The following is a 16,870-nucleotide window of genomic DNA, read 5'->3' on the forward strand; positions in this document are numbered from 1 at the left end:
GTGGACCACGGCAAGACGACCACGACGGCTGCGCTGACCAAGGTGTCGGCGGACAAGGGCTGGGCGACGTACGTGCCGTACGACCAGGTGGCGAAAGCCTCCGAGAGCCAGGGGCGCCGCGACAGCACCAAGATCCTGACCATCGCCACCAGCCACGTTGAATACTCGACCAAGGCGCGCCACTACGCCCACGTCGACTGCCCCGGGCACGCCGACTACGTCAAGAACATGATCACCGGAGCCGCCCAGATGGACGGCGCCATCCTGGTCGTGTCCGCCACCGACGGCCCCATGCCGCAGACCCGCGAACACGTCCTGCTGGCCAAGCAGGTCAACGTCCCCCGCATCGTCGTCTGGCTCAACAAGTGCGACCTGGTGGAAGACGCCGAACTGCTCGACCTGGTTGAAATGGAAGTCCGCGACCTGCTCAACAAGTACAACTTCCCGGGCGACGACACCCCCATCATCCGCGGCTCGGCCACCAAGGCCATCGCCGGCGAAGCCGAGTGGGTGCAGAAGATCGAAGACCTGTACGACGCTCTCGACACCTACATCCCCGAGCCCCAGCGCGAAATCGACAAGCCCTTCCTCCTGCCGGTCGAAGACGTCTTCTCCATTTCCGGTCGCGGCACCGTGGCCACCGGCCGCATCGAGCGCGGCATCGTCAAGGTTGGCGAAGAAGTCGAGATCGTGGGCCTGAAGGACACCGTCAAGACCATCATCACCGGCGTCGAAATGTTCCGTAAGCTCCTCGACGAAGGCCGTGCGGGCGACAACGTCGGCCTGCTGCTGCGCGGCACCAAGCGCGAAGACATCGAGCGCGGCCAGGTATTGTGCAAGCCGGGTTCCATCACCCCGCATACCAACTTCGAAGGCGAAGTCTACGTCCTGACCAAGGAAGAAGGCGGCCGCCACACCCCGTTCTTCAAGGGCTACCGTCCGCAGTTCTACTTCCGCACGACGGACGTGACGGGCTCGGTGGAACTGCCGGAAGGCACCGAAATGGTGATGCCGGGCGACAACATCAAGGTCAAGGTCGAACTGATCGTGCCGATCGCGATGGAAGAGCAGGTGCGTTTCGCCATCCGCGAGGGCGGTCGTACCGTCGGCGCCGGCGTCGTCACCAAGATCCTGAAGTAAGGGCCTGACGGCGGGCGGCACGAGGAGGCGGGCGCAAGTCCTTGTTTTCAAGGGTTTTTCTCCTTCCTCTCCGAGCCTCCTTCCGCGCGGTTTTACAAGCTTATAGAGGGGCGCTATAATCGCGCCCCTTTATCCCCCGTTATCTTGTGCCTAGGGCGGTAGCTCAATTGGTAGAGCGGCGGTCTCCAAAACCGCAGGCTGGGGGTTCGAGACCCTCCCGCCCTGCCAGCACAGAGTCGTAACCTAAGCTTGCGCATCCAGAACTGATGGAAATCCAGAACGAAGAGAGCGGTTCCCGCTTCGACACCCCGTTGCTGATCGCGGCGTTGCTGCTGCTGGTCGGCGGCATGGTGTCGTTCTATTACTTCGATCCGCAGCTGGGCAAGCTGGCGCGGCTGGGTCTCCTGCTGGGCGGCACCGCCGCGGCGGTGTTCGCGGTGTCGCGGACCTCGCTCGGCGCCACCATCTGGTCCTACCTGCAGGGCGCCAATGTGGAGCGCCGCAAGGTGGTCTGGCCGACCCGCCAGGAAAGCGTGCAAACCACCCTGGTCATCGCCGTATTCGTGGTGATCGTCGCGCTGATCATGTGGGGCCTGGATTCGGCGCTGCTGGCCGGCGTGCAATACCTGACCGGGCGGAGTGCCTGAACGAGATGAGCATGCGCTGGTACGTCGTACATGCATATTCGCAGTACGAGAACAATGTGATGAAGGCGCTCAAGGAGCGCATCAATCGCGCCAATCTGCAGGAAAAGTTCGGCGAGATCCTGGTGCCGACCGAAGAGGTCGTCGAGATCCGCGATGGCCAGAAGCGCACCACCGAGCGCAAGTTCTTCCCCGGCTATGTGCTGGTGCAGATGGAGATGGACGAGGACACCTGGCATCTGGTGAAGAGCACCCCCAAGGTTCTGGGCTTCATCGGCGGTACGCCGGACAAGCCCGCCCCGATCTCCGAGAAGGAAGCCAATTCGATCCTCAACCGGGTCGAGGAAGCGGTCGAGAAGCCGAAACCGAAGACGCTGTACGAGCCGGGCGAAGCGGTTCGCGTCAACGACGGCCCGTTCGCCGATTTCTCCGGCGTGGTCGAGGAAGTCAATTACGAGAAGAGCCGCCTGCGTGTGGCGGTTCTGATTTTCGGCCGGTCCACCCCGGTCGAGCTGGAGTTTTCACAGGTCGAAAAAGCCTAGGCTTTTTCGGTTTTTTGGTTGCGGGGAGCCGCAAGGCGTTTGCACCCGTTTAGGAGTCCTCAATGGCAAAGAAAGTCCAGGCCTACGTCAAGCTGCAGATTCCTGCAGGCAAGGCCAACCCGTCTCCCCCCGTCGGTCCCGCACTGGGCCAGAACGGCGTCAACATCATGGAATTCTGCAAGCAGTTCAACGCTGCCACGCAGAAGCTGGAGCCGGGCATCCCGACTCCGGTGGTGATCACGGTCTATTCCGACCGCAGCTTCACCTTCATCACCAAGACGCCGCCCGCCACCGTGCTGATCAAGAAGGCCGCGGGTATTGAATCCGGCAGCCCGACGCCGCATACCAAAAAGGTCGGCAAGATCACCCGCAAGCAGGCGGAAGAGATCGCCAAGACCAAGTGGCCGGATCTGAACGCGGGCGACATGACCGCCGCAATTCGCCTGATCGCGGGCTCTGCCCGTTCGATGGGCGTCGAAGTAGAGGGGCTCTAACCATGGCTATCACCAAGCGCCAGAAGCTGTTCGCCGACAAGGTGCAGCCGGGCAAGTCGTACACGCTGGAACAGGCCCTGGATATCGTCAAGGTTTGCGCCACCGCCAAGTTCAAGGAATCGGTCGATCTGTCGATCAACCTGGGCATCGACGCCAAGAAGTCGGACCAGAACGTGCGCGGCAGCACCACGCTGCCCCACGGCAATGGCAAGACCGTCCGCGTCGCCGTGTTCGCACAGGGCGCCAAGGCGCAGGAAGCGAAGGACGCCGGTGCCGATGAAGTCGGCATGGACGACCTCGCCGCCAAGATGAAGGCCGGCGACCTGGATTTCGGCGTGGTCATCGCCAGCCCCGACACGATGCGCGTGGTCGGCTCCCTCGGCCAGGTGCTGGGCCCGCGCGGCCTGATGCCGAACCCGAAGACCGGCACCGTGACCCCGAACGTGGCGGAAGCCGTGCGCAACGCCAAGTCCGGCCAGGCCCGCTACCGCACCGACAAGGCCGGTATCGTGCATTGCGCCATCGGCGCCGCCGATTTCGAGAAGGGCAAGCTGCAGGACAACCTGCTGGCCGTGCTGCGTGACATCCGTCGTCAGAAGCCGGCGACGTCGAAGGGCGTCTTCATCAAGAAGGTGGTCCTGTCGACCACGATGGGCCCGGGCGTCCCGGTCGACCTGTCGTCGCTGCCGGAGTAAGGCGGCCGCTGCAACAGTTTTGGGGGACGGATTCCGGTCCGTCCCCCGCCAAGCTTGACAGTGTGGTGCAAGCCACATCGTCCAAGACCGTAAGTGTTCCGGACCGCAAGGCGAGGGATTTAAAGATCGCAAGGTCGCTTACGCAGACGGTGAAACCCGAAGGCGCGAGCCGGAAGGTCCCGTAACAGGTGGGTGGTGCCGCGAGGTAGCACCCGTTTCAGCAATGATGTAGCACCAGGAGATCGAGTCTTTATGGCACTTCGTCTGGAAGACAAGAAGGCCCTGGTTGCGGAAGTGAATGAGGTCGCGTCACGCGCTCTCTCGGCGGTTGCCGCCGAATATCGTGGACTGTCGGCCGGCGAGTTCGACCTGCTGCGCAAGAAGGCGCGTGAAAACGCGATCTACCTGCACGTGGTGAAGAACACGCTGGCGAAGCGCGCACTCCAGGGTACGGATTTCTCGTGCCTGGAGCCCGCACTGACCGGTCCGCTGGTTCTGGGATTCTCGCTCGAGGATCCGGGTTCCGTGGGTCGCGTGATCAAGGACTTTGCCAAGGATCACAACAAGCTGGTGGTCAAGGCCGTTTCGATCGGCGGGCAGCTGTACGGCTCGCAGGACATCGAACGGCTGGCTTCTCTGCCGTCCAAGGAGCAGGCGCTTGCCATGCTCATGGGCACCATGAAAGCCCCGATCGCCAAGTTCGTTCGTACCCTGGCCGAGCCCACTGCGAAGTTCGTGCGGACCGTCAAGGCGGTCGGCGATGCCAAGCAGGAAGCGGCCTAGTCTCCGTCAGATCGACGGCGACACGCTCACTTTCACACACGGGTTGGTTTTTTAAACACATTAGTTCACGAGGGTATTCAAATGGCACTGTCCAATCAGGAAATCCTTGACGCAATCGCCGAAAAGTCCGTCATGGACATCGTCGAGCTGGTCAAGATGATGGAAGAGAAGTTCGGCGTCACCGCCGCTGTTGCCGCTGCTCCGGCTGCTGCCGCCGGCGGCGCCGCTGCTCCGGCCGCTGTCGAGAAGACCGAGTTCACGGTCGTTCTCGCCGCGCTGGCCGATCCGGCCAAGAAGGTCAACGTCATCAAGGTCGTGCGCGAAATCACCGGTCTGGGCTTGAAGGAAGCCAAGGACCTGGTCGAAGGCGCGCCGCAGACCGTGAAGGACGGCGTCTCCAAGGCTGATGCCGAAGCGATGAAGAAGAAGCTGGAAGAGGGCGGCGCGAAAGTCGACCTGAAGTAAGACTTTCGTTGTCGTTATCTGCCTGCAAAGTGGTTCCGGCAAAGGCTGGCGGCGCAAGCCGCCGGCCTTCTGCCGTTGCTCGAGAATGCAGACCTGTGTCCTGTGGCCCCGCCGGCCGGCACACAGGTCTGTATTTTCTGACGCGGCCCCCAGCCGCCAGTCATAGTGAGGGTTGAGATCGTGGCTTATTCGTTCACCGAGAAGAAGCGTATCCGCAAGGACTTCCGCAAGCAGGTCGAGACGCTGGAAGTCCCGTACCTGTTGGCGACGCAGCTTGATTCATACCGCCTGTTCCTGCAGGCCGAGCTGGCTCCCGCGCAGCGGGCGGAAGTCGGCTTGCACGCCGCGTTCCGTTCCGTCTTCCCGATGGTCAGCTACAACAACGCCGCGGCGCTGGAGTACGTCAGCTATCGCCTGGAAGAGCCGGTGTTCGACGAAAAGGAATGCCGCGTCCGTGGCATGACCTTCGCCGCCCCGCTGAAGGTCAAGACGCGCCTGGTGATCTACGACCGCGAGTCGAAGGAACGCCGCGTCAAGGACATCCGCGAGCAGGAAGTCTACATGGGCGAAGTGCCGCTCATGACCGGCAACGGCACCTTCATCGTCAACGGCACCGAGCGCGTCGTGGTGTCGCAGCTGCATCGCTCGCCCGGCGTGTTCTTCGACCACGACAAGGGCAAGACCCATTCCTCGGGCAAGCTGCTGTACAGCGCCCGCATCATTCCTTACCGCGGCTCCTGGCTGGACTTCGAATTCGATCCGAAGGACAACCTGTTCGTGCGTATCGATCGCCGCCGCAAGCTGCCGGCGACGATCCTGATGCGCGCGCTGGGCTACGACAACCAGCAGATGCTGGAGTTGTTCCACGACATCAACGTGTTCCAGTTGGGCGACGACGGCGCGCGCCTGGAACTGGTGCCGGAACGCCTCAAGGGCGAGAAGGCGCAGTTCGACATCAAGTCGGGCAAGCAGGTGCTGGTGGAGCAGGGCAAGCTGATCACCGCCCGCCACATCAAGCTGATCCAGGAAGCCGGCCTCAAGCACCTGGAAGTGCCGGATGAATACCTGGTCGGCACCATCGTCTCGCGCGACATCGTCAGCGGCGACACCGGCGAAGTGCTGGCCCCGGCCAACAGCGAAATCACCGCCGACCTGCTGCCGAAGTTCCGCGCCGCCGGGATCAAGGAGCTGCCGACGCTGTACGTCAACGACCTCGACAAGGGGCCGTACATCTCCACCACGCTGCAGATCGACCCGAGCCGCACGCGCCTCGAGGCGCTGGTCGAAATCTACCGCATGATGCGTCCCGGCGAGCCGCCGACCAAGGATGCCGCCGAGTCGCTGTTCGCCGGCCTGTTCTTCAGCCCGGAGCGCTACGATCTGTCGGCCGTCGGCCGCATGAAGTTCAACCGCCGCCTGCGCCGCACCGCCGTCACCGGCGCCGGCGTGCTGTACGACTACCAGTACTTCAAGTCGCAGTCGAAGGATGAGCGCGCCAAGGAAATGATTGCCGAGCTGGGCGAGACTTCCGACATCGTCGAGGTCATCCGCGAGATCATCGCCATCCGCAACGGCGAGCAGATCACCGACGACATCGACCATCTGGGCAACCGCCGCATCCGCGCGGTGGGCGAGATGACCGAGAACGTGTTCCGTACCGGCCTGGTGCGCGTCGAGCGCGCCGTGCGCGAGCGCCTGGCGCTGGCCGAGGCCGAGAACCTCACGCCGCAGGACCTGATCAATGCCAAGCCGGTCGGCGCGGCGATCAAGGAATTCTTCGGTTCGAGCCAGCTGTCGCAGTTCATGGACCAGAACAACCCGCTGTCGGAAGTGACGCACAAGCGTCGCGTTTCGGCCCTGGGACCGGGCGGCCTGACCCGCGAACGCGCCGGCTTCGAAGTGCGCGACGTGCATCCGACCCATTACGGCCGCGTCTGCCCGATCGAAACGCCGGAAGGCCCGAACATCGGCCTGATCAACTCGCTGGCCTGCTACGCCCGCACCAACGAATACGGCTTCCTCGAGACGCCGTACCGCAAGGTGACGGACAGCAAGGTCAGCAACGACATCGAATACCTGTCGGCGATCGAAGAGGGCCGCTACGTCATCGCCCAGGCCAATTCGGAGCTGGACGGCAAGAGCCAGTTCAAGGCCGACCTGATCTCGGTGCGCTTCCAGAACGAGTTCACCATGATGACGCCCGACAAGGTCCAGTACATGGACGTGTCGCCGCGCCAGATCGTGTCCGTCGCCGCCGCGCTGATCCCGTTCCTCGAGCACGACGACGCCAACCGCGCGCTGATGGGCTCGAACATGCAGCGCCAGGCGGTGCCGACGCTGCGCAGCGAGAAGCCGCTGGTCGGCACGGGCATGGAGCGCCGCGTCGCCATCGACTCCGGCGTGGCCATCACCGCCAAGCGCGGCGGCCTGGTCGACAAGGTCGATGCCGGCCGTATCGTGATCCGCGTGAATGACGACGAGACCCAGGCCGGTGAGGCGGGCGTCGACATCTACAACATGATCAAGTACACCCGTTCGAACCAGAACACCTGCATCAACCAGAAGCCGATCGTGAAGCCGGGCGACGTGGTTGCCCGCGGCGACGTGCTGGCCGACGGTCCGTCGACCGACCTGGGCGAGCTGGCGCTGGGCCAGAACATCCTGATCGCCTTCATGCCGTGGAACGGCTACAACTTCGAGGACTCCATCCTGCTGTCGGAGCGCGTCGTCGAGGAAGACCGTTTCACCACCATCCACATCGAGGAGCTGACCTGCGTCGCCCGCGAGACCAAGCTGGGGCCGGAGGAAATCACCGCCGACATCCCCAACGTCAACGAGTCCGCGCTGCGCAAGCTGGATGAGTCGGGCATCGTCTACATCGGCGCCGAGGTCAAGGCCGGCGACATCCTGGTGGGCAAGGTCACGCCGAAGGGCGAGACCCAGCTGACCCCGGAAGAGAAGCTGCTGCGCGCGATCTTCGGCGAGAAGGCTTCGGACGTGAAGGACACCGGCCTGCGCGTGCCGGCCGGCATGGACGGCACCGTCATCGACGTGCGCGTGTTCACCCGCGAAGGCGTGAAGAAGGACAAGCGCGCGCTGTCGATCGAGGAGACCGAGCTGGCTGAAGTGCGCAAGGACTTCGGCGACCAGCTGCGTATCTTCGAGGACGACATCTACGATCGTCTGCGCAAGCTGCTGCTGGGCAAGACCGCCGACGGCGGCCCGAGCAAGCTGAAGAAGGGCGAGAAGGTCACCGCCGCCTACCTCGACAGCCTCGAGCGCGACAAGTGGTTCGAGATCCGCCTGCACGACGAGGACACGCAGAACCAGCTGGAAGGCGCCGCCCGCCAGCTCAAGGAACAGCGTTCCGAGTTCGACAAGAAGTTCGAGAACAAGAAGCGCAAGATCCAGGCCGGCGACGAGCTGAGCCCGGGCGTGCTGAAGATGGTCAAGGTGTACCTGGCGGTGAAGCGCCGCGTGCAGCCGGGCGACAAGATGGCCGGCCGTCACGGCAACAAGGGCGTCATCTCGCAGATCGTGCCGGTGGAAGACATGCCGCACATGGCCAACGGCATGCCGGTGGACATCGTGCTCAACCCGCTGGGCGTGCCGTCGCGCATGAACATCGGCCAGCTGCTGGAAGTGCATCTGGGCTGGGCCGCCAAGGGCATCGGCGTCAAGATCGACGAGATGCTGAAGCAGCAGAAGGCGGTCGCCGAGATCCGCAAGTTCCTCGACAAGATCTACAACAAGTCGGGCAAGGGCGAGCAGAAGGTGCACGCCGACGACCTCAACGACGCCGAGGTGATCAACCTGGCGCGCAACCTCACCGCGGGCGTGCCGATGGCGACGCCGGTGTTCGACGGCGCCTCCGAGCAGGACATCAAGGATCTGCTGGAACTGGCCGGCCTGCCGAAGAACGGCCAGGCGCAGCTGTTCGACGGCCGCACCGGTGAAGCGTTCGCGCGGCAGGTGACGGTGGGCTACATGTACATGCTCAAGCTCAACCATCTGGTCGACGACAAGATGCATGCGCGTTCCACCGGTCCGTACTCGCTGGTGACGCAGCAGCCCCTGGGCGGCAAGGCCCAGTTCGGCGGCCAGCGTTTCGGCGAAATGGAAGTGTGGGCGCTGGAAGCCTACGGCGCCGCTTACACGCTGCAGGAAATGCTCACCGTCAAGTCGGACGACACCAACGGCCGTACCCGCATGTACAAGGCGATCGTCGATGGCGATCACCGCATGCACGCCGGCATGCCGGAGTCGTTCAACGTTCTGGTCAAGGAAATCCGCTCGATCGGCCTCAACATCGAGCTGGAGCAGAACAGTTGATCGGCAGTCGGAACCGTTCGTATTCGCAGGATTCGTGTCACGCGGTAGTTCAGCGCACCAAGTTGCTGGAGAAGTAAATGAAAGACTTTTTTAACCTGATGAAGGCCCCGGAAGAATTCGAGGACTTCGACGCGATCAAGATCAGCCTGGCCTCCCCGGAGACCATCCGGTCGTGGTCCTACGGTGAAGTGAAGAAGCCGGAGACCATCAACTACCGTACCTTCAAGCCCGAGCGCGATGGCCTGTTCTGCGCCAAGATCTTCGGGCCGATCAAGGATTACGAGTGCCTCTGCGGCAAGTACAAGCGCCTCAAGCATCGCGGCGTGGTGTGCGAGAAGTGCGGCGTGGAAGTCACCGTGGCCAAGGTGCGCCGCGAGCGCATGGGCCACATCGAGCTGGCCTCGCCGGTCGCGCACATCTGGTTCCTCAAGTCGCTGCCCTCGCGCATCGGCCTGCTGCTGGACATGCCGCTGCGCGCCATCGAGCGCGTGCTGTATTTCGAAGCCCACATCGTGGTCGACCCGGGCCTGACCCCGCTCGAGCGCGGCGCCCTGCTGACCGAAGAGGACTACCTCAATTCGGTCGAGCAGTACGGCGACGAGTTCGACGCCCGCATGGGCGCCGAGGCGGTGCATGACCTGCTCAAGGGTCTGGACCTGCAGAAGGAAGCGGTGAAGCTGCGCGAGGAAATCTCGGGCACCGGCTCCGACACCAAGATCAAGAAGCTCGGCAAGCGCCTCAAGCTGATCGAGTACCTGATCACTTCCAACAACAAGCCGGAATGGATGGTGCTGACGGTGCTGCCGGTGCTGCCGCCGGATCTGCGTCCGCTGGTGCCGCTGGATGGCGGCCGTTTCGCCACCTCGGACCTGAACGACCTGTACCGCCGCGTCATCAACCGTAACAACCGCCTCAAGCGGCTGCTCGAGCTGACCGCGCCGGACATCATCGTGCGCAACGAAAAGCGCATGCTGCAGGAAGCGGTTGACGCCCTGATCGACAACGGCCGCCGCGGCCGTGCCATCACCGGCACCAACAAGCGCGCCCTCAAGTCGCTCGCCGACATGATCAAGGGCAAGCAGGGTCGCTTCCGTCAGAACCTGCTGGGCAAGCGCGTCGACTACTCCGGCCGTTCGGTCATCGTGGTCGGCCCGACGCTGAAGCTGCACCAGTGCGGCCTGCCGAAGAAGATGGCGCTGGAACTGTTCAAGCCGTTCGTGTTCTCGCTGCTGCAGCGCAAGGGCCTGGCCACCACCATCAAGGCCGCAAAGAAGATGGTGGAGCGCGAGGAAGCGGTGGTGTGGGACATCCTCGAAGAGTGCATTCGCGAACATCCGGTGCTGCTGAACCGCGCCCCGACGCTGCATCGCCTGGGCATCCAGGCGTTCGAGCCGGTGCTGATCGAAGGCAAGGCGATCCAGCTGCATCCGCTGGTCTGCACCGCCTTCAACGCCGACTTCGACGGCGACCAGATGGCCGTCCACGTGCCGCTCTCGCTGGAAGCCCAGCTGGAAGCGCGCGTGCTGATGATGGCCTCCAACAACATCCTGTCGCCCGCCAACGGCGACCCCATCATCGTGCCGTCGCAGGACGTGGTGCTGGGTCTGTACTGGATGTCGCGTGAGCGCGTCGCCGCCGCGGGCGAGGGCACGGTGTGCTCCGACGTGGCCGAAGTGCACCGCGCCTACGAGTCCGGCGCCCTGGATCTGCAGGCCAAGATCAAGGTGCGTCTGCGCGATTTCGACGAGACCGGCAAGGAGCTGTTCCGCCTGGTGGATACCACCACCGGACGCGCCCTGCTGTCCGAGATCCTGCCGTACGGCATTCCCTTCGCCACCGTCAACAAGACGATGACCAAGAAGGAAATCGGCCGCGTCATCAACTTCGTGTACCGCACCGTCGGCATGAAGGACACGGTGGTGTTCGCCGACCAGCTGATGTACACCGGCTTCCGCATGTCCACCAAGTCGGGCATTTCGTTCTGCCTCGACGACATCATGGTGCCGGAAGAGAAGGTGCGCATCCTGGCCGAGGCCGAGACCAAGGTCAAAGACATCGACGACCAGTACAGCCAGGGTCTGACCACCGGTTCCGAGCGTTACAACCACGTGGTCGATATCTGGTCCAAGGCCAACGACGACATCGCCAAGGCGATGATGGCGAAGATCGGCAAGGAAAAGGTCGTCACACGAGACGGCAAGGACGCCGAGCAGCCCAGCTTCAACTCGGTGTTCATGATGGCGGACTCCGGCGCGCGCGGTAGCGCGGCCCAGATCCGTCAGCTCGCCGGCATGCGCGGCCTGATGGCCAAGCCCGACGGCTCGATCATCGAGACGCCGATCACGGCGAACTTCCGCGAAGGCCTCAACGTCCTGCAGTACTTCATCTCCACCCACGGTGCGCGTAAAGGCCTGTCCGATACCGCGCTGAAGACCGCCAACTCCGGTTACCTGACGCGCCGTCTGGTCGACGTGGCCCAGGACGTGGTGGTGACGTCCGAGGACTGCGGCACCGAGCACGGTGTGGTGATGCGCCCGATCGTGGAGGGCGGCGACGTTCTCGAGCCGCTGCGCGACCGCGTGCTGGGCCGCACCCTGCTGCGCGACGTGCATGTGCCGGGCAGCAACAAGATCGCCATCGAATCCGGCGCGCTGCTGGACGAGGCCCTGGTCAACAAGCTCGAAGAGCTGTCCATCGACGAAGTCTGGGTCCGTTCCGCCATCACCTGCGAAATGCCGTTCGGCATCTGCGGCAAGTGCTATGGACGCGACCTGGCCCGCGGCCACCTGGTCAACATCGGCGAGGCCGTCGGCGTCATCGCGGCGCAGTCGATCGGCGAGCCGGGTACGCAGCTGACCATGCGTACCTTCCACGTCGGTGGCGCGGCCTCCCGTGCCGTCTCCGCCGACGGTGTTGACGCACGCGCCGCCGGTACGGTGCGCGAGCACAACCTGAAGACCGTGAAGAACAAGGAAGGCCTGCGCGTTTCCACTTCCCGCACCGGTGAAATCGGTGTGGTGGACACGCATGGCCGCGAGCGCGAGCGTTACAAGGTGCCGTACGGCGCCGTCATCCTGGTGGCCGAAGGCCAGGCCGTGAAGGCCGGCGAGCGTCTGGCCCGCTGGGACGCGCATACGCACCCGATCGTCACGGAAATCGCCGGTATCGTGCGCTTCCAGGACTTCGAGGACGGCATCACCGTCACCCGCGAGACCGACGACATCACCGGCATGAGCACGCTGGTGATCACCGATCCGAAGACCCGCGGTTCCGCCGGCAAGGATCTGCGCCCGGTGCTGGGCCTGATCAATGCCAAGGGCAAGGAACTCACCTTCCCCGGCACCGACATCCCGGCCGCGTACTCCCTGCCGCCCAAGGCCATCATCAACATCGAGGATGGCGCGGAAGTGCAGGTGGGTGACGTCATCGCCCGTATCCCGCAGGAAAAGGGCCAGTCGCGCGACATCACCGGCGGTCTGCCGCGTGTCGCCGATCTGTTCGAGGCGCGCAAGCCGAAGGACCCGGCGGTTCTCGCCGAGGCCAGCGGCACCATCCGCTTCGGCCAGGCCACCAAGGGCAAGCAGCGCCTGAAGATCGTCACCAGCGACGGCGACGAGATCGAGCAGCTGATCCCGAAGTGGACCCAGATCACGGTGTTCGAAGGCGAGCACGTCGAAGCCGGCGAAATCATCTCCGACGGCGAGCCGAGCCCGCACGACATCCTGCGTCTGCAGGGCGTCACCGCGCTGGCCAACTACCTGGTGAAGGAAATCCAGGATGTGTACCGCCTGCAGGGCGTGCGCATCAACGACAAGCACATCGAAACCATCATCCGCCAGATGCTGCGCAAGGTGGAGATCGGCGAGCCGGGCGATACCCGCTTCCTGCAGGGCGAGCAGGCGGAAATCTTCCACGTGCTGGCGGAAAACCGTAAGGTCAAGGGCAAGGACCAGCGTCCGGCGCATTTCTACCGCCAGCTGCTGGGCATCACCAAGGCCTCGCTGTCGACCGAGTCGTTCATCTCGGCGGCCTCCTTCCAGGAGACGACGCGCGTGCTCACCGAGGCTTCGGTGCGCGGTTCGCGCGACGAACTGCGCGGCCTCAAGGAAAACGTCATCGTCGGCCGCCTGATCCCGGCCGGCACCGGCCTGGCCCACCACGAACAGCGCCGCAAGGCCCGTGGCGGCAGCCTGCTGGCCGATCTGCAGATGGCCAGCAGCGCGGCCCCGATCACCGACGTGTTCGACACCCCGGTCCGCGCCGAGCGCGTGGCGGGTGGCGGCGGCGGTACGGATGACGCCGACGACGAGGGCGAGGAGTCCGGGTCCGAGGAGTAGAAAAGAAGCGGGGCCGGCCTTTCCGGGCCGGCCCCGCGGGTTTGCCCGTTTTGGCGGGAAATGTACCCAGTTGAAGCAGCAGCAGGATCAACCGGTCCGGTTGACTAAATCCGGGCGCGCACTTATGATTCGCGCCCTCGTTCGGCGGGCCCCGAGAGCTATTTGTGGGCCCGTTTCGTCTTTGTCATAGCGGGAAGTTCAGTGCCTACCATCAATCAGTTAGTGCGTAGCGGCCGTACCAGCAAGGCCGCCAAAAACAAGGTTCCGGCGCTGGGCGCCAGCCCGCAGAAGCGCGGTGTTTGCACGCGCGTCTACACCACCACCCCGAAAAAGCCGAACTCGGCCCTGCGTAAGGTCGCCCGCGTGCGCCTCACCAACGGCTTCGAAGTCACCAGCTACATCGGCGGTGAAGGCCATAACCTGCAGGAGCATTCGGTCGTCCTGATCCGTGGCGGCCGCGTCAAGGATCTTCCCGGTGTTCGCTACCACACCGTCCGCGGTGCGCTGGACGCCTCCGGCGTCGAGAAGCGCCGTCAGGGCCGTTCCAAGTATGGCGCCAAGCGGCCGAAAGCCGGCGCCGCCAAGAAGTAACCCCAAAGCCAAGCTGTTTTTAGTGCCAGGATTCAATCATGTCCCGTCGTCGTAACCCAGAGCGCCGCGTCATCCTCCCCGATCCGAAGTTCAAGAGCGAACTTCTGACCAAGTTCATGAACATGATCATGGAGTCCGGCAAGAAGTCCGTGGCCGAAAAGATCATCTACGGAGCCTTGGACCAGATCGCCACCAAGAAGAAGACCGGCGAGCCGGTCGTGGTGCTGGAGAGCGCGTTCGAGAACGTGCGCCCGAGCGTCGAGGTCAAGTCCCGTCGTGTCGGCGGCGCCACCTACCAGGTGCCGGTGGAAGTGCGCGCCGTGCGCCGCACCACCCTGGCGATGCGCTGGATCATCGACGCCGCCCGCGCCCGCGGCGAGAAGAGCATGGCCGACCGTCTGGCCGGCGAGCTGCTGGATGCTTCCGAGCATCGCGGCGCCGCGGTGAAGAAGCGTGAAGACACGCACAAGATGGCCGAAGCCAACAAGGCGTTCGCACACTTCCGCTGGTAATCCCAGCGGCGGTTGTCGTCCCGCCGATCCGAATTCGCATCCGCATTTAATTTCCCAGGTATTTCTTCGTGGCCCGCAATACGCCCATCGAGCGTTACCGCAATATCGGTATTTCCGCTCATATTGACGCCGGCAAGACCACCACCACCGAACGCGTGCTGTTCTACACCGGTGTGAACCACAAGATCGGCGAGGTGCATGACGGCGCCGCGACGATGGACTGGATGGAGCAGGAACAGGAGCGTGGCATCACCATCACCTCCGCTGCCACCACCTGCTTCTGGAAGGGCATGGGCGGCCAGTTCGAGCAGCATCGCATCAACATCATCGACACCCCGGGGCACGTCGACTTCACCATCGAAGTCGAGCGCTCCATGCGCGTGCTGGACGGCGCCGTGATGTTGTATGACGCGGTCGGCGGCGTGCAGCCGCAGTCCGAAACGGTCTGGCGCCAGGCCACCAAGTACAAGGTGCCGCGCCTCGCCTTCGTCAACAAGATGGACCGCGTCGGCGCCAATTTCTTCAACGTCTACAAGCAGATGCGTGAGCGTCTGCGCGCCAACCCGATCCCCATCCAGATCCCGGTCGGCGCCGAGGAGCACCTCAAGGGCGTGGTCGACCTGGTCAAGATGAAGGCCATCCTGTGGAGCGATGAGGACAAGGGCGTTACCTTCAAGTACGCCGATATCCCCGCCGAGCTGGTCGACACCGCCAACGAATGGCGCGAGAAGATGGTCGAAGCCGCCGCCGAGTCCAGCGACGAGCTGATGAACAAGTACCTGGAAGGCGAGCAGCTGACCGAGGAAGAGATCAAGGGCGGCCTGCGCAAGCGCACCCTGGCCCTGGAGATCTTCCCGATGCTGTGCGGCTCGGCCTTCAAGAACAAGGGCGTGCAGGCGATGCTCGACGCGGTCGTCGAATACCTGCCGTCCCCGGTCGACGTGCCGCCGATCGAGGCGCACGACGTGGACGATTACGAAACCATCATCCTGCGCAAGGCCTCCGACGACGAGCCCTTCTCCGCGCTGGGTTTCAAGATCATGACCGACAAGTACGTCGGCACCCTGACCTTCGTGCGCGTCTACTCCGGCGTGCTGAATACCGGTGACTTCGTCTACAACTCGCGCAACGGCAAGACCGAGCGCATCGGCCGTATGCTGCAGATGCACGCCAACGAGCGCACCGAGCTGAAGGAAGTGCGCGCCGGCGACATCGCCGCCTGCGTCGGCCTCAAGGACGTGTTCACCGGCACCACCCTGGCCTCGGTGCAGAAGCCGGTGGTGCTGGAGCGCATGGTGTTCCCGGAGCCGGTGATCAGCCAGGCCGTGGAGCCGAAGACCAAGGCCGACCAGGAAAAGATGGGCGTGGCGCTGAGCCGCCTGGCCCAGGAAGATCCGTCGTTCCGCGTCAACACCGACGAGGAAACCGGCCAGACCGTCATCGCCGGCATGGGCGAGCTGCATCTGGAAATCATCGTCGACCGCATGAAGCGCGAATTCTCGGTGGAGGCCAATGTCGGTCCTCCCCAGGTCGCCTACCGCGAGACGATCCGCAAGATGATCGAGTCCGAAGGCAAGTTCGTGCGCCAGTCCGGCGGCCGCGGCCAGTATGGCCATTGTTGGCTGCGCCTGGAACCGCAGGAAGCCGGCAAGGGCTTCGAATTCGTCAACGGCATCGTCGGCGGCGTGGTCCCGCGCGAGTACATCCCCGCGATCGAAAAGGGTGTGGTCGAGCAGATGAAGAACGGCGTGGTCGCCGGCTACCCGGTGGTCGACGTCAAGGTCACCGTGTTCGACGGCAGCTACCACGACGTCGACTCCAACGAAATGGCGTTCAAGATCGCCGGCAGCATGGGTTTCAAGGAAGGCGCGCTGCGCGCCAGCCCGGTCATCCTCGAGCCGATCATGGGCGTGGAAGTGGAAACCCCCGAGGATTACATGGGTGACGTGATGGGCGATTTGAACCGCCGTCGCGGCATGATCCTCGGCATGGACGATGTGGGCGGCGTCAAGGTGCTGAAGGCCGAGGTTCCGCTGGCCGAGATGTTCCAGTACTCGACCACCCTGCGCTCGATGAGCCAGGGCCGCGCCACCTACACCATGGAATTCAAGAAGTACCAGGAAACGCCGGCCAACGTCGCCGCGAGCCTGAGCAAGAAGTAAGCCGGTACGGGGACGGGTTTCACCGTCCCCGCGCCGCACCCGAACATTCTGGATATTTACTGAACATAGGTTGAACGACGATGGCCAAAGAGAAATTTGCGCGAGTAAAGCCGCACGTCAACGTAGGCACGATTGGCCACGTGGACCACGGCAAGACGACCACGACGGCTGCG

The 16,870-nt window shown here is 63.8% G+C and carries 13 protein-coding genes and 1 tRNA gene; all 14 read left to right on the plus strand.

Annotated features, from left to right (window positions below):
• Positions 1–1,140, plus strand: a 1,140-nt coding sequence (gene tuf / locus BP26_RS0121685) for an elongation factor Tu (protein ID WP_029922655.1), incomplete at its 5' end; no start/stop codon positions are given.
• Between the two features lie 152 nt (positions 1,141–1,292).
• Positions 1,293–1,368: transfer RNA gene (locus BP26_RS0121690), tRNA-Trp, on the plus strand.
• A gap of 38 nt (positions 1,369–1,406) precedes the next feature.
• Positions 1,407–1,787 carry a preprotein translocase subunit SecE gene (gene secE, locus BP26_RS0121695; protein ID WP_029922656.1) on the plus strand — a complete coding sequence of 127 codons (381 nt, stop codon included), beginning with the start codon at positions 1,407–1,409 and terminating at the stop codon, positions 1,785–1,787.
• A gap of 5 nt (positions 1,788–1,792) precedes the next feature.
• Entirely contained in the window at positions 1,793–2,326 is a 534-nt protein-coding gene (gene nusG / locus BP26_RS0121700) for a transcription termination/antitermination protein NusG (protein WP_029922657.1), read from the plus strand.
• Positions 2,327–2,388: 62 nt separating this feature from the next.
• The gene (gene rplK / locus BP26_RS0121705) at positions 2,389–2,820 is read left to right on the plus strand and encodes a 50S ribosomal protein L11 (protein WP_029922658.1); all 432 of its coding nucleotides are present in this window, start codon (positions 2,389–2,391) and stop codon (positions 2,818–2,820) included.
• Positions 2,821–2,822: 2 nt separating this feature from the next.
• Positions 2,823–3,515, plus strand: a complete 693-nt coding sequence (gene rplA / locus BP26_RS0121710) for a 50S ribosomal protein L1 (RefSeq protein ID WP_029922659.1) — start codon at positions 2,823–2,825, stop codon at positions 3,513–3,515.
• Positions 3,516–3,767: 252 nt separating this feature from the next.
• The gene (gene rplJ, locus BP26_RS0121715) at positions 3,768–4,298 is read left to right on the plus strand and encodes a 50S ribosomal protein L10 (protein WP_029922660.1); all 531 of its coding nucleotides are present in this window, start codon (positions 3,768–3,770) and stop codon (positions 4,296–4,298) included.
• Positions 4,299–4,379: 81 nt separating this feature from the next.
• Positions 4,380–4,763, plus strand: a complete 384-nt coding sequence (gene rplL, locus BP26_RS0121720; RefSeq protein WP_029922661.1) for a 50S ribosomal protein L7/L12 — start codon at positions 4,380–4,382, stop codon at positions 4,761–4,763.
• A 180-nt stretch (positions 4,764–4,943) separates the two neighbouring features.
• On the plus strand, positions 4,944–9,095 hold the full coding sequence (gene rpoB, locus BP26_RS0121725; RefSeq protein ID WP_029922662.1) for a DNA-directed RNA polymerase subunit beta: 4,152 nt from the start codon (positions 4,944–4,946) through the stop codon (positions 9,093–9,095).
• Positions 9,096–9,172: 77 nt separating this feature from the next.
• Positions 9,173–13,432: a DNA-directed RNA polymerase subunit beta' gene (gene rpoC, locus BP26_RS0121730; protein WP_029922663.1), complete on the plus strand. Its 4,260-nt coding sequence runs from the start codon at positions 9,173–9,175 to the stop codon at positions 13,430–13,432.
• A gap of 201 nt (positions 13,433–13,633) precedes the next feature.
• Positions 13,634–14,023 (plus strand): 30S ribosomal protein S12, encoded by a 390-nt coding sequence (gene rpsL, locus BP26_RS0121735; RefSeq protein ID WP_029922664.1) that lies wholly within the window; start codon positions 13,634–13,636, stop codon positions 14,021–14,023.
• Positions 14,024–14,061: 38 nt separating this feature from the next.
• Complete coding sequence (rpsG, locus tag BP26_RS0121740; protein WP_029922665.1) at positions 14,062–14,535, plus strand: 30S ribosomal protein S7; 474 nt, start codon at positions 14,062–14,064, stop codon at positions 14,533–14,535.
• A gap of 68 nt (positions 14,536–14,603) precedes the next feature.
• Positions 14,604–16,697 carry an elongation factor G gene (gene fusA, locus BP26_RS0121745; RefSeq protein WP_029922666.1) on the plus strand — a complete coding sequence of 698 codons (2,094 nt, stop codon included), beginning with the start codon at positions 14,604–14,606 and terminating at the stop codon, positions 16,695–16,697.
• A gap of 80 nt (positions 16,698–16,777) precedes the next feature.
• Positions 16,778–16,870 (plus strand): GTP-binding protein (locus BP26_RS29795; RefSeq protein ID WP_029922667.1); only part of this gene is annotated, 93 nt, incomplete at its 3' end.

The organism is Nevskia soli DSM 19509, assembly GCF_000711955.1.
Classification (GTDB): domain Bacteria; phylum Pseudomonadota; class Gammaproteobacteria; order Nevskiales; family Nevskiaceae; genus Nevskia; species Nevskia soli.

What these genes read in the sequence shown, in the direction of transcription:
- secE (WP_029922656.1), top strand. Translation starts at nt 1,407, where the DNA reads ATGGAAATCCAGAACGAAGAGAGCGGTTCCCGCTTCGACACCCCGTTG.
- rplL (WP_029922661.1), top strand. Translation starts at nt 4,380, where the DNA reads ATGGCACTGTCCAATCAGGAAATCCTTGACGCAATCGCCGAAAAGTCC.
- rplK (WP_029922658.1), top strand. Translation starts at nt 2,389, where the DNA reads ATGGCAAAGAAAGTCCAGGCCTACGTCAAGCTGCAGATTCCTGCAGGC.
- rpsG (WP_029922665.1), top strand. Translation starts at nt 14,062, where the DNA reads ATGTCCCGTCGTCGTAACCCAGAGCGCCGCGTCATCCTCCCCGATCCG.
- nusG (WP_029922657.1), top strand. Translation starts at nt 1,793, where the DNA reads ATGAGCATGCGCTGGTACGTCGTACATGCATATTCGCAGTACGAGAAC.
- rplA (WP_029922659.1), top strand. Translation starts at nt 2,823, where the DNA reads ATGGCTATCACCAAGCGCCAGAAGCTGTTCGCCGACAAGGTGCAGCCG.
- rpoC (WP_029922663.1), top strand. Translation starts at nt 9,173, where the DNA reads ATGAAAGACTTTTTTAACCTGATGAAGGCCCCGGAAGAATTCGAGGAC.
- rplJ (WP_029922660.1), top strand. Translation starts at nt 3,768, where the DNA reads ATGGCACTTCGTCTGGAAGACAAGAAGGCCCTGGTTGCGGAAGTGAAT.